We start from the raw sequence: 21678 nt of genomic DNA, 5'->3' as shown, positions 1-21678 counted from the left end.
AACTCAAATTTAAACCATGAATATTAAAAATATAATTGAAAATAAAGTAGCGGAAATTATTCGGAGCCTCTACCAGGTCGAGCCTGTGAAAATGGACGTTCAGCAAAATAAAACGGAATTCGAAGGCGACTTTACAATCGTTACTTTTCCCTTGGTCAAGATCCTCAAAAAAAGTCCGGACTTAATTGCCGTGGAACTGGGCGACGCCCTGATCACACAGGCAGATTTTGTGGAAAAATATAAAGTCGTAAAAGGATTTCTTAATTTAACCATTAGCAATAATTTCTTTTTGGATAATTTGAACGCTGTTAAAGAAAATTTCGACGTCAAAGAAGACAGAAACAAAACCGTTATGGTGGAGTATTCCTCTCCTAACACGAACAAACCCTTGCATTTGGGTCATATCAGAAACAACCTTTTAGGATATTCCGTAGCCGAAATACTAAAAGAAGATGGTTACAAAGTCATCAAAACCCAGATCATCAACGACCGTGGAATCCACATTTGCAAATCCATGCTCGCCTGGAAAAATTCCGGGACAAACGATACACCCGAATCCACGCACTTGAAAGGCGACAAACTCGTTGGCAACTATTATGTAGCTTTCGATAAAACCTATAAAAAGGAAATAGCTGACCTGATGTCTCAAGGTTACAACGAAGACACCGCCAAAAAGCAGGCTCCAATCATTCAAGAAGCACAAAAAATGCTTTTAGACTGGGAAAAAGGAGACGAAACTGTTAGAAACCTTTGGGCAGAAATGAATTCCTGGGTATATGCCGGCTTTTCCGAAACATACAAAAGACTGGGCGTCGATTTCGATCAGATTCAATATGAAAGTAACACTTACCTTCTCGGCAAAGATCTCATCCAAAAAGGCTTAATTAATGGCGCACTTTACCGGAAAGACGACGGTTCCGTTTGGTGCGATCTGAGTGACGAAGGATTAGATCACAAACTTCTGCTGCGCGGCGACGGAACTTCCGTGTATATGACGCAGGATTTGGGAACAGCCGTGCAACGCTTCGAGGAAAATAATATCCAGAAATTAATTTATACCGTTGGTAACGAACAGGATTATCATTTTGATGTTTTAATTAAAATCCTTCGAAAACTTGGGTACACTTGGGCTGAAAATCTCTATCATCTTTCCTATGGCATGGTCGAACTTCCAGCGGGAAAAATGAAATCCCGTGAAGGAACAGTCGTCGATGCCGATGATCTTATGCAGGAAATGTACGTGACGGCTAAAGAGAAAGCGCAGGAACTCGGTAAACTCGAAACCTTATCCGAAGCCGAAAAAGAAAAATCTTACGAAACCGTCGGTTTGGGAGCTTTAAAATATTTTATGCTGAAAGTAGATCCGAAAAAGAAAATGCTATTTAATCCCGCAGAAAGCATCGATTTTTCGGGCAACACAGGCCCTTTTATTCAATATACTTATGCCAGAATTCAGTCGTTGCTCACCAAAGCCGAATACACTGCAAAAAGCGTCGAAGCTTACGAAATGAACGCGTCCGAAAAAGAGTTGGTCATGAATCTTGCCAATTTTAAAGAGGTTATATCCCGCGCTGCCGAAACGCTTTCTCCCGCTCTGGTGGCCAATTACATTTATGAAGTCGTAAAATCCTACAACTCTTTCTACCAAAACAATCCAATTTTGAATCAGGAAGATGAAAATACCAAAAATTTCCGCCTCGAATTATCGGAACTGACGGGAAAAACCATTAAAAAAGGCTTACAACTGCTGGGGATCGAAACGGTGAACCGAATGTAGATTTGGGCGTGTCCCTTCGTGGCCAAACTTAAGCGCTGTTAGGGCTTCGAGCCCTAACAGCGCTCACCTTCCACTTCGGGCCGGTCTGCGGCTCCCAATCTTTTTTTGGCGGCTCCTTCGTCGCCGCCAAAAAAAGGATTTCCGCCTACGCCCTCACGCAGCGTACTCCAGAAAAAAATTTCATCAATATGAAGATCGATTTTGCCCATTTTTCCGCCGCCGCGCTTTCTGCTCAAACAGATTTTGAAAAAAAAGTTCTTCAGTTTCTGGAAGACTGGTTTAGCGCTTCCGACACCGTTATGGTGCAGACCTCCGGATCTACCGGAACACCAAAAGTTTTCGCCATCGAAAAAGACCGCATGCTGCAATCCGCACAAATGACGTGCGATAAATTAAACTTAAAAGAAGGAGATACCGCCCTACTCTGCCTTCCTGTCGATTATATTTCCGGCAAAATGATGGTTGTTAGAGCTGTCGAAAGAAAATTGAAATTGATCGTGATGACGCCCTCTGCCCAACCGGTTGACCAGTTAAACAACCACATCGATTTTTGCGCCATGTCGCCGCTGCAGGTCGAAAATTCTTTAGCGCAGCTTCATCTAATTAAAAATCTAATTATTGGAGGCGCCGCCGTTTCTGAGTCTTTAAAAAATAAAATCAAGCAAACACTTAAAAACACAACATCTCAAACATTGATTTACGAAACCTACGGCATGTCTGAAACGCTTTCCCACATTGCCTTAAAAGAAATTTACCCCAATTTAGACGGATATTTCAAAGTTCTAAACGGTGTACAGATTTCCCTCGACAGCCGCAACTGCCTGGAAATTTTTGCACCTCAATTAAATCCAAACCATCTTACGACAAACGATTTGGTTGAAATAAAAAACGAAAAGGAATTCAAATTTTTGGGAAGAATTGACAACGTCATCAATTCCGCAGGATTAAAAATATATCCCGAACAATTGGAAAGTTTGGTCAAAAAAGATCTTTCAAACGAGGTCGTATTTTTCGGAATAGTTGATGAATTGCTCGGTCAAAAATTAATTATGGTGATTGAAGGCGAAGAAAATGACTTTGCAAGAAGACAATTAGATCTAATTAAATATCCAACTAAAAACCATCAACCCAAAGAAATTCTGTTTCTTTCAAAATTTCCACGACTTCCAAATGGTAAAATTAATCGGAGGGAATTGCTAAATTTGACTGAGCCTAAATCCTAAATCTCAAAATTAAGACTTTTGAATTCTGCATTATGAAAGATTTCACGAAAGAATTAACGTATAAAACCTCGCGCAGCAGTGGCGCGGGCGGACAAAACGTGAATAAGGTGGAAACTTCCGTAACCGTGATGTGGAACGTTGCAGAAAGTGAGGCTTTTTCAATTGAAGGCAAAGAACTGATATTCGAAAGGCTTAAAAATCGCATCAACAGCGACGGAATCTTGCAACTCACTGTTTCGGAAAGCAGAACACAGCTACAGAACAAAAAGATCGCAACGGAACGTATTCTGCAAATAGTGAAAAAAGCTTTGTTTATTCCGAAGTCCAGAAAGCCGACCAAACCTTCGCGTTCTAAAATCGAAAAACGAATTAAGGCCAAAAAAGAATTGTCGCAGAAAAAGGAAAACCGTCGGTTTCGCACGGAATAATTGCGCCAATAGAACGGAAGCACGAAAACGTCAGGGTTAGAATTAGCAAACAATCGAAAGTAGATTTATAATATCGCCGAAAAATTTAAAGGTTAACCGTAGATTGTATCGACCCATATTCCGCCGCAGCGTTTTCTATTTTGGCTAGCAATAACTCATCATTACATCACGACGCTCTTTCTCTTTTTATAAATAGATAGGTCGTCGCTCCGCGACTCTGATTTCCTCGTCGATTTATTCTACCAACAGGGCGCCGCTCTGCGGCTTTCTTCAAATTCTGAATTTCAACGTGGAATAAAACTCCGCTATTGGACTGCAATTTTCTTTTTTACCCACAGGTCGTCGCTCCGCGACTCTGACTTCCTCTCGATTTATTCTATTAAGAGGGCGCCGCTCTGCGGCTTTCTTCAAATTCTTAATTTCAACATGGAGTAAAACTCCGCTATTCGAATGCAATTTTCTTTTTTATCAGCAGGTCGTCGCTCCGCGACTCTGATTTTTTACTCGATTTATTCTACCAACAGGGCGCCGCTCTGCGGCTTTCTTCAAATTCTTAATTTAAATGTGGAATAAAACTCCGCTATTGGACTGCAATTTTGTTTTCTACCAATAGGTCGTCGCTCCGCGACTCTGATTTTCTCGTCGATTTATTCTACTAACAGGACGCCGCGCTGCGGCTTTCTTCAAATTCTTAATTTCAACGTGGAGTAAAACTCCGCTATTCGACTGCCATTTCCTTTTTACCAATAGGTCGTCGCTCCGCGACTCTGATTTTTTTACTCGATTTATTCTAATAACAGGACGCTGCGCTGCAGCTTTCTTCAAATTTTTAATTTCAATGTGGAATAAAACTCCGCTATTGGACTGCAATTTTCTTTTTTACCCACAGGTCGTCGCTCTGCGACTCTGATTTCGTCGTCGATTTAATCAACCCATCGTGCGCCGCTCTGCGGCTTTAATATTCATTTGCGGTAGCCACCAATAGGACGCCGCTCTGCGGCTACTATAAATTTTAGGTAAGATCACAGCATGTCGCCGCTTTGAATTTTCTGCCCGAAGAAGAACCATACTCTATTATAGCCCCGATTGCAGCGGCATCCTTTTTTGGGGCGAGCGAAGCGAGCTCCAAAAAAGATAGAGCGGAAAGCGGGACCCATCTTCGGACAAAAGCGAAATCTTCGTGCTCCTAAAGAAAATTCTTAAAATTCAGTATCTTTGCTAAAATCAAAAATTATGAGCAAACCGATCACAGAATTTATCGAAAAATATTACCTGCATTTCAATTCAGCAGCGTTGGTGGATGCCTCAAAAGGCTATGTGGCGCATTTGAAAGACGGCGGAAAAATGATGATCACTTTAGCGGGTGCAATGTCTACGGCGGAAATCGGGAAGATCTTAGCCGAAATGATTCGTCAGGATAAAGTGGATATTATTTCCTGTACGGGTGCGAATTTGGAGGAAGATCTGATGAATCTTGTAGCGCATTCGCATTACGAAAGAGTGCCGCATTACCGCGATTTAACGGCAAAAGATGAGTGGGCTTTGCTGGAAAGAGGGCTGAACCGGGTGACTGATACGTGTATTCCGGAAGAGGAGGCGTTCCGACGTTTGCAGAAACATATTGTAGAGATCTGGAAAGATGCGGAAGCGAAGGGCGAGCGTTATTTCCCGCACGAATATATGTATAAAATGCTTTTATCAGGCATTTTGGAGCAGTATTATGAGATCCCGAAAGAAAATTCCTGGATGCTGGCCGCAGCAGAAAAAAACCTGCCGATCGTGGTTCCAGGTTGGGAAGATTCGACGATGGGAAATATTTTCTCCAGCTACTGCATTAAAGGTGAACTACAAGCTTCTACCGTGAAATCCGGGATTGAATATATGATGTTTCTGGCGGACTGGTATCCGAAGAACTCCGGTGGAAAAGGTGTCGGCTTCTTCCAGGTTGGTGGTGGAATTGCGGGTGATTTCCCGATTTGCGTCGTGCCGATGTTGTACCAGGATATGGAAATGACGGATATTCAGTTTTGGAGTTATTTCTGTCAGATCTCGGATTCTACAACTTCCTATGGATCTTATTCGGGCGCGGTGCCGAACGAGAAAATCACGTGGGGGAAATTGGATATTACTACACCGAAGTTCATCGTTGAAAGTGACGCCACGATTTGTGCGCCGCTGATGTTCTCTTATATTTTGGAGAATTCTTAAGTAGAGAAAAGATAATAGACTTTAGATTATTTTAAATATAGCCCTTTCGGTCTTAAGATTGAGAGGGTTTTTTCAATTTTAAATAGAAGAATTTCCGATAGTTTTATTATTAAAATTGCTCACGTAATTGTTTTTTTGGAATGATCAATTCACCGCATAAAAAGATTATTTTTACAGTTCGAAAGAATTAATAATTATCGATCTTTTTTAACGAATATTTACAATAAATACAAAATGAAATTATTTACAGCGATTGCGTTATTTTTAACAAGCATTACTTTTAATATCAAAGCACAGGAAACGCGACCGGACAAACTTTATAGTTCAAATGGTTTTGGTCTCTCCATCCCTATTGGTAAAACTGCAGATTATTTTGCTCCGAAATTTTCGACAACTTTAGGTTTGAATATCGGTTTAGGTAATGGAGGCTTGTTTTTATATCCAAAATTGAGCTTACATGCTTATGAATTTAACCAAATTGTCGCAGAAGATAATAATCCTTATAAAGTACAAAAAGGCAGAGCCACAACATATCTACTAAACTTAGCTTTAGGTTACCGAAAAATTGTAGATAAATGGGCTTTTTACGGTTTCGCAGGCGGTGGCGGTGGTTTTATCTTAACGCCTCAAGCAAACGTTAACGCAGCAAATTTAGAGGTGACGATGAAAAACAAAAGTAATGGTATGGCGATCGGTGAAGCCGGTGGCGGTATCGAATACAATCTTGGCGCAGTTAATTTGTTTGCTGAGGTAAGTTACCAGCACGCTTTTAGCAAGATACAGAATGAGAATTTTAATTCAGTACCTATTTCAATCGGGATCAAACCAAATTTGAGTAAATTATTCAAAAGAAAGTAAGTCTATATTTATCATCATTATAAGACCTTTTCAATCGTTGGAAGGGTCTTTTTTATGGAGCAAGATGTTTTTGGCATTTTTTGAGAACAGGTCGCGCTATCCGCTGTATTCCCGCTTTTATATCGAAAGATGCCGCTTCCATCAGGGCTATGAAGAACTTTCGGTTTTTTTTTCGAAAATATTCCTGAAAATAAAATATTTTAATCCAAAGAATTAATCACCACATAATACCGATACGCCAAGACGGCCTTTTGAAATTTATTCATTTTCAGAGGATCCTGTCCGCCTAGTTTTGGCAAAAGCTTTTTGTTGATTTTATTAAGAATAATAAAGAATTTCTTTTTCATAACTTCTATGTTTGTAATATCTAATTTACGAAATTAGCGTTAAATTCATCAAGTGAACGAACTTTTCAACCAACAGGTTTTCGAAATTATTAAACTCATCCCAAAAGGAAGAGTCACGAGCTATGGCGCCATCGCAAAAGCGGTGGGATATCCGAATCACGCAAGACATGTTGGAAATGCGCTCCGAAATTATGATGAAGATTTTCCTGCACACCGTGTTTGTAATGCTTCAGGCAAAATTACAGCAAGTTGTCTGCGCGATTTTGTCGGGAAATTGGGAAAGGAAGGCGTAGAAGTGAAAGACGGTAAAATCCAGAATTTTAAAAATATTTTTTGGAGTCCGGTGGAAGAACTATAAAGTCCTGCAACCGCCAATTGAGAATTTCAAAAGAGATGCTGAAACAGATCAACTATGCCTTAATAAATGTTATTCGGTCATAAAAAGCCTTGTCAGGGTTTAAAACCCTGACAAGGCTATAAATAGAGAACAAAAAATATTTTACGTTTTTTAATTATTTACTCAGCTGCTGGTAACTTCTCTGGATAAAATCAGTTAAATCCTTACCTTTCAGAAGATTTTGCGATAATTTTGCCAAGTCCAGCGCGTATTTAATCTTCGTATTCTTCTCGTCTGCATTGTCGTTCGCCAGAATTTCTGCAGCCAGTTCGCTGTTAGAATTCACGACCAAATTATACATTTCCGGGAAACCGCTCATTCCGAACATTCCACCACCGCCACCGGTCGCTTGCATATCTTTCATTCTGCGCATAAATTCCGGTTGTGTAATCATAAACGGCGCTTCTGCACTGTCTAAATCTTCTACCTGAACAGAAAATTTCTTGTCGTTAACGGCTTCTTCAATATTTTTCTTCAAAGATTCCTTTTCCTCCTCATTCAATTTGGAAACGGCAGCGTCTTCCTTTTTAATCAAATTATTCAGGTGATCAGCATCCACCCGCGCAAAAGAAATTTTCTCTTTGGACTGCTCCAATTTTTGAATCAAATGCGGAACAATCGGGGAATCCAAAAGCAAAACTTCATAGCCTTTGTCTTTCGCGTTTTGAATGTAACTGTGCTGCTCATCGGCATTTGTCGCATACAAGATGACGAAGTTTCCGTCTTTGTCGGTTTGAAGAGGTTTGACTTTTTCTTCCAGTTCAGACCATAAATAATATTTGCCGTCGGTGGTTGGATACAGTGCGAACTTGTCTGATTTATCGAAGAATTTATCTTCAGAAATCATTCCGTATTCGATAACGATTTTGATGTCGTTCCATTTTTTCTCATAATCTTCGCGGTTCTCATTGAAAAGTGAAACCATCTTATCGCCTACTTTTTTCGTGATGTAGGAAGAAATCTTTTTCACCGCGCCATCAGCCTGTAAATAAGATCGTGAGACATTCAGCGGAATATCCGGAGAATCGATAACTCCGCGTAGTAACATCAAGAAATCAGGCACAATTCCTTTCACCTCATCGGTTACATAAACCTGATTTTGGTACAACTGAATTTTGTCTTTTTCAATATTTAATCCGTTCGTCAGTTTCGGAAAATAGAGAATTCCCGTCAAATTAAAGGGATAATCCACATTCAAATGAATATTGAACAAAGGCTCCTCGAACTGCATCGGATAAAGTTCATGGTAAAACTCCTTGTAATCTGCGTCTGTTAATTCACTCGGCGTTTTTGTCCACGCCGGATTTGGATTGTTAATGATGTTGTCAACTTCCACCGTTTCCGCTGTTGCATCCTCGGCAGCGTCGTCCGGCAAAGGCAAAGTTTCTTTTTTCGTTCCAAATTTAATCGGAACAGGCATGAATTTATTGTATTTCAAAAGCAGTTCACGGATTCTGGATTCTTCTAAAAACTCTGTAGAATCTTCCGCGATGTGCAGAATTATTTCGGTCCCACGATCTGTTTTTTCGGTCGTTTCTTCCAAAGTATACTGCGGACTTCCGTCGCAGATCCAGCGAACCGCCGGTTCATCTTTGTAAGATTTTGTAAGGATCTCTACTTTTTCTGCAACCATAAATGCGGAGTAAAACCCAAGACCGAAGTGGCCGATAATCCCCGAATCTTTCGCGGAATCTTTATATTTTTCCAGAAATTCTTCCGCACCGGAAAAAGCTACCTGATTGATGTATTTTTCAACTTCTTCGCCCGTCATCCCAATTCCCTGGTCGATAATTCGAAGTGTTTTTGCGTCTTTATCAACAATAACTTCAATTTTCGGCTGGCCGTAATCGGTTTTAATTTCGCCGATGCTCGTCAGATGTTTCAGCTTTAAGGTCGCATCTGTCGCATTGGAAATCAGTTCACGCAAAAATATTTCGTGATCGCTGTACAAAAACTTTTTAATTAAGGGAAAAATATTTTCCACCGATACATTAATATTTCCTTTTGTCATGTTAATTGATTTTTAAATTATGTTATTGACTTCTCAAAAAAAACACCATTCTGCGGAAAGTGACACATTGTCAATTTTTTTAGGGCAATCCCCTCGCTTTCCCACCCAAAAGTCCCGCGCGTCTCGGGTCGGGCTATCCACTGCAACTCCTCCCCGCCGGGGCGGGTCCGGGGTTTCCGTTGCTATCCCTATTGCAAAGCCGGGTTAAATTTCGAAGTAAGTTTAAAAAAAACAGAAGTTTTATAGATTGCAAGAGCCAAAAACACTCATCTAAAAGGCGGGCTAAAGCCCTCCCGAGCACGCGCCCGCCTCACTAAACCCAATACTTTACTCGCCATTTACCCAAAAAAAAAGACAGCAAAAATTGCTGTCTCAATTTATATATTCAAAATCTCAAATTTTTAACTTTACGTTCAAAATCTAAGGTCTCTGAAATCTAAGCTTTCTTATTTTTAATTTCTTCCCGGATCTTTCCTTCCAACTCTTCCGCCAGTTCCGGATTGTCTTTCAGCATATCTCTTACCGCATCACGCCCCTGACCGAGCTTTGTTTCAGCATAACTGAACCACGAGCCACTTTTTTTCACGATACCCATGTCCACCGCAGCGTCCAGGATTTCGCCGGTTTTAGAAATTCCTTCGCCGTACATAATATCGAATTCTGCCATTTTGAAAGGTGGCGCAACTTTGTTTTTCACGATCTTCACTTTCACGCGGCTTCCTACAGCTTCATCACCTGTTTTAATGGGCGCGCTCGCTTTTCTAATGTCAATCCTCACCGAAGCGTAAAACTTCAGCGCATTTCCACCGGTCGTGGTTTCAGGGTTTCCGAACATTACGCCGATCTTCTCTCTTAGCTGATTGATGAAGATTACGGTACATTTTGTTTTGGAAATTGTTCCTGTTAACTTTCTCAAAGCCTGGGACATCAATCTTGCGTGAAGTCCCATTTTGGAATCTCCCATTTCGCCTTCAATTTCCGCTTTCGGCGTCAAAGCCGCTACAGAATCGATCACCACAATATCAACCGCGCCGGAACGGATCAAATTATCAGCGATTTCTAAAGCCTGCTCGCCATTGTCGGGCTGGGAAATAATTAAGTCATCCAGATTAATCCCTAATTTTTTCGCGTACCCGCGGTCGAAAGCGTGCTCGGCATCAATAAAGGCGGCAATTCCGCCCGTTTTTTGGGCTTCAGCGATCGCGTGTAAAGTTAAAGTGGTTTTACCGGAGGACTCCGGGCCATAAATTTCGATGACTCTGCCGCGTGGATAACCACCTACGCCTAAAGCCAGGTCGATACCCAACGATCCGGATGGAATCACTTCGATGCTGTCGTCCACAGAATCTTCGCCCAAAGTCATCACGGTTCCTTTTCCGTACGTTTTATCTAATTTATCAAGCACCAAAGCCAATGCTTTTTTCTTATCTTCAATACTGCTCATTTGTAAATATTTATTTCCTCAAAAATACGGAAATTATATGAAAAACAGATACAACAGAGTGATCATAAACTATTTTTACAATTAATTTTCAAAAAATAATTGTTTGATAGGAAAAAATTTTTTAGATTTGCACCACCAAAATAAACATAGACCCATGGTGTAACGGTAGCACTTCGGTTTTTGGTACCGTCAGTTGGGGTTCGAATCCCTGTGGGTCTACTCTTTTATTTATAACGCTCTGATTATCAGAGCGTTTTTTTGTTCTGAGGATTTTGGGGCCAATTTTTAATTTCCTCAAATTTGGTGATGCCTATTTAACCATTGTAAACTAAACGAAATCTTTTGGATTTCAGGAATTTTGATAAATTATTGCCATTTTACGAAATTCTATCTTAGGTCTGCAAGTATGGAAAGATGTTTGATAGAGAAAACAAAATTCTGAATTTTGAAGACTTCTTTCACCGAACCCGACGACGATTCTTTGTTTTCGAAATTCCCTCTTTCCCCCGCGGTAAAAGTAATTATTGTTATTCCGGTGAAAAATGAGGAGGATTACATTCTGAATTCGCTCAGCGTTTTTTCCTGCCAAACCGACGTTTTGGGTAATCCTTTAGATTTAGAACACTTTGAAATCCTCATATTAGCCAACAACTGCACGGATAACTCTGTTCTGCACATCAAAGATTTCCAGAAAAAACACCCTGATCTCCACATTCGTTTGGAAGTAACAACGCTGCAAAAAAGTCAGGCTAATATTGGATATGTTCGAAAAGTTTTGATGGAAGCTGCATACCATCGACTTATGCGAAACGGCGGCGGAATTATAATGACCACCGACGGCGATACGGTTGTTGCGCCGGATTGGATCGCGCAGACTCAGAAAGAAATTGAAGCGGGAGCCGATGCGGTAGGCGGGAGAATTTTGCTCTGCCAAAAGGAAATTCAATTCGTGGATCAATGGACGCTTCATCTTCATACAAAAGACGAAACATATCATCTGTTAATCGCCGAATTGGAGTCTCTCATTTTAAAAACTCCGCACGATACCAGCCCCAGACACCATCAACATTTTAATGGAAGTTTTGCAGTGACAACAGACTGCTACGGAAAATCGGGTGGAATTCCGGACGTGGCATATCTGGAAGATTGCGCGTTTTTTGAAAGATTAGAGCATATTGACGCTAAAGTTCGACATAGCAATAAAGTTATAGTGCATACCTCGGCCAGAACGATCGGCCGAACGGAAGTGGGATTGTCTTATCAACTCAACTTGTGGAAAAATCTCGGCGCAGAACGCAGAAGTTTAATGGTAGAATCTGCGGCCTCAATTGTTTCGAGCTTGGTACGAAAGCGGAATTTAATCGAACTTTGGAATGTACGCAAATGCCAGGATTTCAACGTTTACGAAACTTTCAAGAAAATTACAAATGAAATTCCGACCGACGGTATGCTTTACCATTCTTTTCTGAAAAGTCCTTTTTTTGGTGAGTGGTATTCGAAATTTAAGAAATTGGAGGAAATTATTGTGATGAAAAAATTCCCGCGGACTTGCCTAGACCAAGCGCTGGTCGATCTTCAAAAAGAAGTAGTCATCTACTCTGCCCCATCTTTTTCCCAGACGTCAATTCGGTAATTCTGCGCCCTGCTGTTAAAAACGTTCGTCATTCTATCCTTCATCAATTTTGCAAAGGAATCATGCACCTCATCACCAGTCTGGGGATAATCGTGTACTTGGGGAAGCCAGTGAACTAAAACCAGATGAGCCCGGTCTTCCATTCTAGCATACAACTGCTCCATCGCAAAATTCCAGTCCGCACGAGATAAATAATAGGCAACTTCCGAAATGATGATCAGATCATATTGATCGTCCGGAATTTCTTTCGGGAAACTCAGTTTTCGGAAAGAAACATTATTCAGTTCGCGACACCTTTTTATAGCTTGGTCCAAGGCTTTTTGGGACACATCGGTGGCTGTTAGCTTCTTACATCTTTCTGCCAAAAGCTTCGTCAGTACCCCGATAGAACATCCGATTTCTAAAGCATTTTCATACTTGTGCTTAGGTATCGCCTTTAACGTAGCTTTATATTTTTCAGCTTCGTACTCGCTCGTTTCAAAATCCCAAGGATCCTCCCTGGCATCGTAAACTTTTTTAAAATAGTCTGAATCTAAAGTTTGTTTTTCTTCCATTATTTTGACATAAAAAAGATTTCGTAAGGAACATTAAAATGGGCAAGCATTTCGGGCGAAAGCGTGAATCCATTAGGATCATCGGTAATAAGATCGGTGATTTGTGACTGGTGCGCCGCTATCGCTTCCTGTTTTTGGGAAAGAACGCTGGTAATATCCAGGCGAAACGGCATTGTTTCTTCGCTATCCGGGGCATCTTCTGCCTCGCCCAATTCGTAAAGCCAAACAGGATACTCATAAATTTTAGCGTGACCGGCATTTGCGCCGTGGATCAAGTCGAACGCAGCTCGATGGTCGGGATGTGGATCTCTGCGCCAGGGGACAAAAATACTTTGCGGTTGCAAGACCTCCAACATTTTTGTAATATTTTTAAGGGCAGCGTCAAACCCTTCGCTTAGCTTATTGGGCACATTTCGATCTTTGTAACGGCAAAAAATAATATTTTCCGCGGAAACGTTAAGTTTACTTGCCGCTTCCTGCAACTCATTTTCCCGCAAGTCCCTAAGTTTTTCTGCAGGATACTGCTTGCTGTTGGGGTGAGACAAAGTACCGTCACTAAGCAATAAAATATAAACTGTTTGACCGTATTTTCTAAGCAAAGAGATTACACCGCCACAGCCCAGACTTTCATCATCAGCGTGGGGTGCAACGATTAAGGTCTTCCCAAAACCAGCCACGCAGTGTTCCGGTGCCAGAGGTAATTTTTCGATGTCGTTTTGCATCATTCTTTAAAGGATTTTCGTGTTAGTTTGTGTTGCCCAAAGCTCGGAAGTAGATATTGTATTCTTCAGCACATACCGGCCAACGTCTGCAAGAGCGGCATCCGGTGCCGGTTGGCGAAGGTAAGTACTTAAATCCCGGATAATTCTTTCGAAATGATGTGGTTTGTTTAAACCTCTCGCGCCCACAGACTTTTGACAGAGCGCCATCACATCTACGCAAATCTGTTCTATAGCCGTCCGCATCATATTCGCATAGGCCAAAAAACGTTCGCTGTTTTCCGGTAGCGGCTCGTTCATGAAATCATCCATCTGTTTTGCGGCACCTAAAAGCCATTGATTTCCGGACTCAACAGCGATCGACATTTGGCCTAACCGCATTTTCTGATAAGGATCATCGGTTCTTTTTAAATTTTGGAGATAATTCCGCGTTTCCGTTAAAAGCATTTCCGCTGCGCCTAACTGAACGGCGGCAAAACGGACGGCACCACCGCTAAAGCCAGGTTGTTCGTAATACTGATCTGGCTCTCCTACCAAATTTTCTGCGGGAATCGGGGTGTTTTCAAAGGTCATTTTGAAACTTCGGCTGGCGCGCATTCCCAGTGGCTGCCACCAACTCGCGTCACTTTTTGCGTTAACTTTATCAATAGGTACCGCGAACATCTGCCATGAATCGTCAGCAAGCTTTGCCGTAACAATGGGAAACGAAACATAATCGGTGCCCGTTGCGAAAGTTTTTGTCCCATCCAGAAAGTGGCTGCCGTCCTTTTGCAGAGACAAAACCGTTCCGTCATTTGCCTGCGTATTCCACACGCCGAAAAGCTTTCCGGCAAAAGCCTGCTGGGCAAAATATTCAATTTGATTGTCGGTGCCAAACTGGTTGATGAGAATCTGCGCGTTCATGTGTCCTTCCAAGACGCGGCCCATCACAAGATTCCCGCTGCCAATATATTTGAGGATAGAAAGCAACGCAGAATTTGTTCCAGGTTTTAAGCCTAACTCCTGACCACCATATATTTTTGGAATGCAGGCCGTGAGTAAGTTGGAAGATTTAACTTGGTATAGCGTTTTTTCGGGAAATGAGTCCACCGCATCGGTGTTGGCAGCTTCCTCCAACGAAAGTGCGCCAATTTTTTTCGCGGATGAGAGTAATTTTTTCAGTGCCATCGCATGAGTTTCGATGAGGAAAGTTTGCAAACTTTTATTTTTTAGTAGAAATTAAAATTACAAAAAATGCACCAAAAACCATTTTTATTTTCTGCTGTCTAATTTACTCTGGCTTTGATGAAAATTGACGGATGCAAAAGCTCGACTTTGCGACGGAGATCGATGAAAAATTCATAAATATTTTACTAAACTAAAAAAAAAGTATGGTCATTACTGACTTCAGATTATATAAAATCTGCCGTAAAAAAAGCCGTCTCATTATTTTTGAGACGGCTTTAATCAAATAAATGATTCTAATCTTTCTTGAATTCAAATTTTTGTCCGCCCTGATCCAGCGTAAATCCCTTTCGGTCTTTCGTGAACTGGAATTCGATTCCTGCGGCGGAAAAGCCGAATTTACCCTCGCCTTCATATTCCAACGGAATTTTTTGCTGACCGGTTGCCTGCAACATCAACTGATCATTCTCCACGGTGGTTACAATCTTTAAAGGAATTTGTTTGCTGGAAAAGTTTCCTGTAAATTCCTTAAGATTTACTTTTTCTACGACGGCATTGGGATCTATTTTAAAAATATTGTCCGCAGCATTTGCGTCGGGCAAACTGCCTTTTGGATCGAGCTGAACAGAAACGATTTCCTTCGTGGTAGGAACTTCAAAAGACCACTCTGAATTTCTTTTCCAGATTTCCACGGGAAGTTTTATATTTTGTGTGGTTCCGTCTTTAAAATTAATGTCCATGTTCACCGGCATCGGAAGCTGACCGATATTTTCGATTTTGATAACGGCCCCTTTCGTAAAGTCACCATTCGTATATTTAACGCTTTTTACGGCCTGATCGATTTTCCATTTATTAATAAACCAACCTCTCCAGTACCAGTTTAATTCTTCACCCGAAACATTTTCCATGGTTCGGAAAAAATCTTCCGGAGTCGGATGCTTAAACGCCCATCTTTTGATGTACTCTCTGAAAGCTTTATCAAATTTTTCTTCACCCAAAACATTCTCACGCAACATTTGGAGGCCTGCACCAGGTTTGTAATAGCCTAGAAAGCCCAGATTTCTTTCTTTTAAATTATCGGGCGCGGTAACCACGGGCTCCATTTGATCACTGTTAAAAGCCATCGCCATACTTTGGAGCGATCTCGGTTTGTAATATTCGCCTTTATTGAAATCCTGGTCGGAAATACCATTAATAAAAGTATTGAAACCTTCGTCCATCCAGGCAAACATTCTTTCGTTCGATCCCACAATCATTGGGAACCAGTTATGACCAAATTCATGATCGGTAACTCCCCAAAGATCAGCTCCTTTCGAATTCATATGACAAAATACAATTCCCGGATACTCCATACCGCCTTCATTTCCGGCGACATTCACCGCATTTGGATACGTATATTCATACCATCTTTTCGAATAATTTTCGATGGAAGCTTTTGTATATTCCGTGGATCTTCCCCAGGCTGCATCGCCATCACTTTCGACGGGATAGGCAGAAATGGCTAAAGATTTTTTACCGCTGGGTAAATTAATTCTGGCAGCATCTAAAATAAATGCAGACGACGAAGCCCAGGCAAAATCACGCGTATTTTCTATCTTAAATTTCCAGGTCTTCATTGACGTGGAAGTTTTCGCACCTGAAGCAACTTCTGCCGCAGACCGGATCATTACCGTTTTGTCGCTGTTTTTTGCGGCATCCCACTTTTTAATCTGATCGTTGGTATAAACGTCTTTCGGATTTAGCAATTCGCCCGACGCCACCACATATTGGTTGGCCGGAACGGTTAAATTGGCGGTAATATTCCCGTATTCCAAAAAGAATTCGCCCGCGCCCAAATAAGGCAAAGTGTTCCAACCCATAATGTCATCATAAACACACATTCTCGGAAACCACTGCGCGATTGTAAAGATTTTGCCATTTTTAGTAGCTTCAACCCCCATTCTGTCCGAGCCGTAATTTGGAGAGATAAAAGAGTAATTAATAATGAATTTGATAACGCCTCCCTTTGCCTTTAAATCCTGGGGCAGATCGATCTGCATTCTTGTATCGGAAACGGTATATTTTGGCATCACTTTCAGCTTTTTTCCGTTCGCGGAAAGAATTTCTACCGACTTAATGGTGTAACCGCCATCGAAATCTTCGCCATGAGCTCCATTTCTACTTCCTGCCATCGGAATTACAGCGTTTCCTCTTGAATCTTTTTTAAATAAATTTTGGTCCAGCTGTAGCCAAAGAAAACTTAGATCATCGTAACTGTTGTTCGTATACGCGATTTCCGCGGAGCCGGATATTTCGTTCGTCGCTTCGTTCAATGTCGCATTCAAAACATAATCGGCGCTGTTTTGCCAATAATTGTGACCCGGCTGTCCACTTGCAGAACGGGTTTCCGTTCCATTATTCTGGTAAAAGAAAGGCTTAAAGGCGTCGGTATAGCTATATTTTGGGGCTTCCGTTTGCGCCGATAAATTAAGAGAAAATGCGACTGCTACCGAAAAGAGCAGTTTGGAGATGTTGAAATTCATTGGGATTATTTTTGGTATAAGTATGAAATGACCCCAACATTGTTACAAACATTGGGGTCATTTTGTTAAAACCTTTAATTAATTGGATTTTTTCGCTTTAATCATCGATTCGAGCATATCCCACATTTCCTGGGGAATTTCCTCGAGCATATTAAATTCCCCCGCGCCCTGAAGCCATTCGCCGCCATCAATGGTGACCACTTCTCCGTTCATGTACGCTGAATAATCGGAAACCAGATACGCCGCCAGATTGGCCAACTCCTGATGTTCGCCCACCCGTCGTAAAGGAACTTTTTTCCGCATATCGAATTTTTCTGCCAGATCTCCCGGCAACAGTCTTTCCCACGCGCCTTTTGTAGGAAAAGGTCCCGGCGCAATGGCGTTGAAACGGATTCCATATTTTGCCCATTCCACGGCGAGACTTCGGGTCATTGCCAGAACTCCGGCTTTCGCGCAGGCGGACGGAACAACATAGGCAGAGCCCGTCCAGGCATACGTGGTGACAATATTTAAAACGGTTCCGGGTACTTTATTATCGATCCAGTATTTCCCGATGGAAAGGGTACAGTTTTTTGTGCCTTTCAAAACGATATCCAAAATCGAATCAAAGGCCGAATGGGTTAATCTTTCTGTAGGTGAAATGAAATTTCCCGCGGCGTTGTTCAATAATATATCGATTTGACCGAATTCTTTTACCGCCACATCCTTCATGGCTTCCACTTCGTCCCAGTTGCGGACGTCACACCCCACGCACAAAACTCTCCCGCCGGTTTCGTCTTCCAGTTCTTTGGCGGTGGCCTGAAGTTTTTCGATATTTCGCGAGGTGATGACAACCTTGGCGCCGAGTTGCAGAAAATATTTGGTCATGGCTTTTCCGAGGCCGCTTCCGCCGCCGGTTACCACGGCAACTTTACCTTTTAAAGCATCGTCTTTTAGCATGGGTTGGGTATACAGATTCATATTTTATTGTTTTTGTAAATTTAAGAGAAATTAGTTTCTGAAAGTTACGAACAATTATGCGGGAAATAAATGATTTGGCCATTTTGCGGAAATGCGGTTTCGGTAAGATTGGGTGAGAAAAGTTGGGGCGCGAGCGAAGCGAGCGCCAATAAGAATAACAGTTTGCAGCAAGTAAGAAGCGCTGTTAGAGCTTCGAGCTCTAACAGCGCTCACCAAACCGTGTACTATTTTTCTTTTTAAACCTGATTTCCAAACAAAATCACATCTGCGCCCCAACTGGAACGGAGCTCTTTTTTTGACGAGGAACGAGGAGAAAAAAAGCGGGAGTGGAAGGTGGAAATGTGCGCCCAAGTAAATATAAAAATTGAGATTACACTGCTTTTGTACTTTGGGACTGCTTCGTCGTCGTACCTCCTCCTCGCAATGACATAAAGAAAACTGCTCCCATCACGGAGCAGTTTTCTTATCAATTATTTTAAAAAGTTTAGTACCCGAACAGTTCTTCTAAAGAAATCTTCTTTACCTCACCCAGTTTTTCCAGATCTTTCATCGGAACTCTTTTTTCTGAAGCCACGATGGCGTAAGTGTAAGGTTTTCCGGAGAAATTGGTGTCGTGGAAGGTTTTCAGATCCTGCATGCTGATGTTATCTACAGAGGTGTAGATGGTTTTGCGCGGATCTTCGTTTAAACCGAGTTCCTTCGCCGCGAGATAATTGAAAATGATATTATCCTGCGTAATTCTTTCGGTTTGAATGTCTTTTTTCACCTGTCCTTTTGCGAGGTTTAAATTTTGGCTAAGATCCGGCATTTTGGTCAAAAGTTCCGTCATCGCCGTGGTGGCATCGTTAAATTTATCTGCCTGACTTCCAACATAACTCATCATATAGTATTCCTGATCTTTTTTCTGTGGCTGTACATAAATACCGTACGTAGAATAGGCTAAAGCCTTACTCTCACGGATGGTTTGGAACACGATAGAACCCATGCCGCCGCCAAAATAATTGTTAAATACCTGAACAACCGTATTCTTGTTCGAATCGTAAACATCGGTGTTTCGAATCCAGCGCGTCTCTGCCTGAACCATATCGTAGTCGGCAAATAAAACCTGATTTTTGGTTTGTTTGGTTTGTTTGAAAACTTTTTCCGGCGTCGCAACGGCAAATTTTGCCGGAACGGGATGCAGTGTTTGAAGTTTGCTATCGAGGTCTTTCAGCGCAGCCGGACCGTAATAAATAACGGTTTGTTCGTAATTGTTGAGGTTTTTTATTCTGCTCACCAGTTCCGCAGACGTAGTGGCTTCTAAATCGGCGGTACTTAGTACATTATTGAATTTATTTTTCTCGCCGTAAAGCGCATAGCTGGTAAGTCCCTGTAAAATGGCGCCTTTGGAAGCTTTCACGTCTTTTCGGGCTTTTGCCATTCGTTCTTTTAAACTTTTTAAAGCTGCATCATCTGCTTTTACATTTTGAATAAGATCTTCATATAATTTTACGGCAGCGTCAAAATTTTCCTGCAAACCTTCCAGCGAAACCGTGGTGTATTCTTCCCCGGTAGAAATCGTAAAACTGCAGGCAATTTTATAAAAAGCCTTGGAAATATCTTCCGCAGACATTTTATCGGTGCCTAGAAACTGCAGATACTGCGCGGCAAGCGGCTGTTTCAAATCATTTAAAGAACCGATCTTGTAGCGGTATTTCAAACGAAAGATCTGATTTTCCGTGTTGGGAACATACAGCACTTCGGCTTTTCCTAACCTGGATTTTTGGATGTCTTTTTTATAATCTAAAAACACCGGCGCCGAAGGATTAGCCGGCATTGCGCCCACCATTTTCACAAAAGCAGATTGTTTATCAGCATTGGTTTCCACGGGGGTGATCTGTGGTTTTTCGATCTTTACGGTGGCTGGAGATTCTCCTTTTCTTTTTAAAACCGCTACATAGTTTTCGCCTAAATATTTATTCGCGAAGTTAACGATATCGGCTTTTGAAATTTTAGACAGATCATTTACATAAGCTACCTGATCTCTCCAGTTCAATTCCGACGTGAAGGCATCCATCAAAGCACTTGCTCTGTCGCCGTATTTTTCGGACTGATAAATTTTATTTTTTTTGATATTGTTGATGATGGATGTAATTAAACCTTCGTCGAAATTTCCTTTTTTAAGGTTATCGATCTCGCCCAAGACCAACGTTTTCACCTCTTCCAGGCTTTGTCCGTTGGTTGGCGCAGCACTGATGTACAAAACTCCGTAATCAATTAAAGTGAAAGTTTCTGCAGAAGCACGAAGCAGTTTTTGCTTTTTCACAAGGTTTAAATCCATCAAACCGGCTTTTCCGTTTGTTAAAACCTGTCCTACCAAATCGGCAATCAAAACATCTTTGTCTTTATTTCCGGGCAATCTAAAACCTATGGTCAAATTTTCTGCATCCGGGCCTGTAATTTCTTTAATGACTGGTATGGCAATTGGAGTTTCCGGCGTAAAAGTATATTTCGCCACCGGTTTGTTTTTCATGTAACCAAAAGCCTTGTCAATTTGTGCAATCACTTCATCCGGATTGAAATCTCCCGACAAAATAATCCCCATATTGTTGGGAACATAATATGCGTTGAAATATTTGCGGATCTCAACCAGCGACGGGTTTTTTAAATCTTCTACCGTTCCAATCGTCGTCTGTTGTCCGTAATTGTGATTTTTAAAGAGTTCAGAAAACAGCGTTTCGAAAACCTTGCTTCCATCACTGTCTAAACTTCTGTTTTTTTCTTCATAAACTGCTTCCAGTTCGGTATGGAAAATTCTTAAAATTGGATTTCTAAATCTTTCTCCCTGAACCGCCAGATATTTGTTTAAAGAACTGCTCGGAACATCATCTGTATAAACGGTCTGCTCGAAACTGGTGAAGGCATTTGTTCCCTGCGCTCCCATTGAAGCCATCATTTTATCGTATTCATTTGCGATTGCATATTTACTGGCAACTCCGGAAACGGAATCGATTTTTTTGTAAATTGCTTTTCGCTGCGCTTCGTCTTTGGTTTTGTTGTACGTTTCGTACAAGGCGTCAATTTTATCCAGTTCGGGTTTTTCTTTCGCCCAATCCAAAGAACCATATTTGTCGGTTCCTTTAAAAACCAGGTGTTCCAGATAATGCGCTAAACCGGTGTTCGTGCGCGGATCGGTTTTACTTCCGGCTTTTACGGCAACATAGGCCTGAATTCTGGGGTCTTTTTTGGTAGGACTTAAAATGACTGTCAAACCGTTTTTCAGCGTGTAAAATCTTGCCTGCATCGGATCATTTGTTACGTATTTGTAGGTGTAACCGTTTCCGGAGGCTTCTTTCCACTGAAACTGATTCTGTGCAAAAGTCTGCAAAGAAAACAGCAACGTGACCATTGCTAAGGAGAGTTTTTTAAACATATATTATATTTTAATAGCTTA

17 protein-coding genes and 1 tRNA gene are annotated in these 21678 nt (G+C 41.5%); 8 read left to right on the top strand and 10 right to left on the bottom strand.

The genetic code is table 11. The features are described from left to right. The first annotated feature begins 16 nt into the window (after window positions 1-16). Window positions 17-1777, top strand: a complete 1761-nt coding sequence (gene argS / locus L0B70_RS07030; protein WP_235141120.1) for an arginine--tRNA ligase — start codon at window positions 17-19, stop codon at window positions 1775-1777. Window positions 1778-1830: 53 nt separating this feature from the next. Here argS and L0B70_RS07025 read toward each other — a convergent pair whose 3' ends face one another. Further along, entirely contained in the window at window positions 1831-1986 is a 156-nt protein-coding gene (locus tag L0B70_RS07025; protein ID WP_235141119.1) for a hypothetical protein, read from the bottom strand. Between L0B70_RS07025 and L0B70_RS07020 the strand changes: the two genes are divergently transcribed. The 4 genes from L0B70_RS07020 (at window position 1966) to L0B70_RS07005 (ending at window position 6494) form a co-directional block, all read left to right on the top strand. Beyond that, window positions 1966-3000 (top strand): AMP-binding protein, encoded by a 1035-nt coding sequence (locus L0B70_RS07020; RefSeq protein ID WP_235141118.1) that lies wholly within the window; start codon window positions 1966-1968, stop codon window positions 2998-3000. The genes L0B70_RS07025 and L0B70_RS07020 overlap by 21 nt on opposite strands. A 32-nt stretch (window positions 3001-3032) precedes the next feature. Continuing rightward, the gene (gene arfB / locus L0B70_RS07015; RefSeq protein ID WP_235141117.1) at window positions 3033-3428 is read left to right on the top strand and encodes an alternative ribosome rescue aminoacyl-tRNA hydrolase ArfB; all 396 of its coding nucleotides are present in this window, start codon (window positions 3033-3035) and stop codon (window positions 3426-3428) included. 1233 nt (window positions 3429-4661) lie between these two features. Next, window positions 4662-5636 (top strand): deoxyhypusine synthase family protein, encoded by a 975-nt coding sequence (locus L0B70_RS07010; RefSeq protein WP_235141116.1) that lies wholly within the window; start codon window positions 4662-4664, stop codon window positions 5634-5636. Window positions 5637-5870: 234 nt separating this feature from the next. Beyond that, the gene (locus tag L0B70_RS07005) at window positions 5871-6494 is read left to right on the top strand and encodes an autotransporter outer membrane beta-barrel domain-containing protein (RefSeq protein ID WP_235141115.1); all 624 of its coding nucleotides are present in this window, start codon (window positions 5871-5873) and stop codon (window positions 6492-6494) included. A 200-nt stretch (window positions 6495-6694) separates the two neighbouring features. On the opposite strand, the gene L0B70_RS07000 is transcribed toward L0B70_RS07005, so the two are convergent. Beyond that, window positions 6695-6841 (bottom strand): hypothetical protein, encoded by a 147-nt coding sequence (locus tag L0B70_RS07000; protein ID WP_235141114.1) that lies wholly within the window; start codon window positions 6839-6841, stop codon window positions 6695-6697. Window positions 6842-6893: 52 nt separating this feature from the next. Between L0B70_RS07000 and L0B70_RS06995 the strand changes: the two genes are divergently transcribed. After that, window positions 6894-7199 carry an MGMT family protein gene (locus L0B70_RS06995; RefSeq protein WP_235141113.1) on the top strand — a complete coding sequence of 102 codons (306 nt, stop codon included), beginning with the start codon at window positions 6894-6896 and terminating at the stop codon, window positions 7197-7199. Window positions 7200-7353: 154 nt separating this feature from the next. Here L0B70_RS06995 and htpG read toward each other — a convergent pair whose 3' ends face one another. Both htpG and recA read right to left on the bottom strand, forming a co-directional pair. After that, a complete protein-coding gene (htpG, locus tag L0B70_RS06990; protein WP_235141112.1) occupies window positions 7354-9249 on the bottom strand; it encodes a molecular chaperone HtpG in 1896 nt (631 codons plus the stop codon). A gap of 436 nt (window positions 9250-9685) precedes the next feature. Beyond that, on the bottom strand, window positions 9686-10693 hold the full coding sequence (gene recA / locus L0B70_RS06985) for a recombinase RecA (protein ID WP_235141111.1): 1008 nt from the start codon (window positions 10691-10693) through the stop codon (window positions 9686-9688). 148 nt (window positions 10694-10841) lie between these two features. Between recA and L0B70_RS06980 the strand changes: the two genes are divergently transcribed. Both L0B70_RS06980 and L0B70_RS06975 read left to right on the top strand, forming a co-directional pair. After that, window positions 10842-10912 (top strand) — tRNA-Gln (locus L0B70_RS06980). A 226-nt stretch (window positions 10913-11138) separates the two neighbouring features. Further along, complete coding sequence (locus L0B70_RS06975) at window positions 11139-12326, top strand: glycosyltransferase family A protein (protein WP_235141110.1); 1188 nt, start codon at window positions 11139-11141, stop codon at window positions 12324-12326. Here L0B70_RS06975 and L0B70_RS06970 read toward each other — a convergent pair. The 6 genes from L0B70_RS06970 to L0B70_RS06945 form a co-directional block, all read right to left on the bottom strand. Continuing rightward, window positions 12287-12880: a class I SAM-dependent methyltransferase gene (locus L0B70_RS06970; protein WP_235141109.1), complete on the bottom strand. Its 594-nt coding sequence runs from the start codon at window positions 12878-12880 to the stop codon at window positions 12287-12289. The two genes, L0B70_RS06975 and L0B70_RS06970, sit on opposite strands and share 40 nt — an antisense overlap. Beyond that, on the bottom strand, window positions 12880-13605 hold the full coding sequence (locus L0B70_RS06965) for a PIG-L deacetylase family protein (RefSeq protein ID WP_235141108.1): 726 nt from the start codon (window positions 13603-13605) through the stop codon (window positions 12880-12882). Before L0B70_RS06965 ends, L0B70_RS06970 begins: the two co-directional genes overlap by 1 nt. Before the next feature lie 3 nt (window positions 13606-13608). Then, window positions 13609-14796 (bottom strand): acyl-CoA dehydrogenase, encoded by a 1188-nt coding sequence (locus tag L0B70_RS06960; protein ID WP_235141107.1) that lies wholly within the window; start codon window positions 14794-14796, stop codon window positions 13609-13611. Between the two features lie 263 nt (window positions 14797-15059). Then, on the bottom strand, window positions 15060-17285 hold the full coding sequence (locus tag L0B70_RS06955; protein ID WP_235141106.1) for a M1 family metallopeptidase: 2226 nt from the start codon (window positions 17283-17285) through the stop codon (window positions 15060-15062). Window positions 17286-17363: 78 nt separating this feature from the next. Then, window positions 17364-18245, bottom strand: coding sequence for an SDR family oxidoreductase (locus tag L0B70_RS06950; RefSeq protein ID WP_235141105.1), 882 nt, complete (start codon window positions 18243-18245; stop codon window positions 17364-17366). Window positions 18246-18729: 484 nt separating this feature from the next. Beyond that, on the bottom strand, window positions 18730-21657 hold the full coding sequence (locus L0B70_RS06945; RefSeq protein ID WP_235141104.1) for a pitrilysin family protein: 2928 nt from the start codon (window positions 21655-21657) through the stop codon (window positions 18730-18732). Between the last annotated feature and the right edge of the window lie 21 nt (window positions 21658-21678).

This window comes from Kaistella sp. 97-N-M2, from assembly GCF_021513235.1.
Lineage (GTDB): Bacteria > Bacteroidota > Bacteroidia > Flavobacteriales > Weeksellaceae > Kaistella.
Note: the sequence above shows the minus strand (reverse complement) of the source record. Positions and strands in the feature narration are given on the sequence as shown.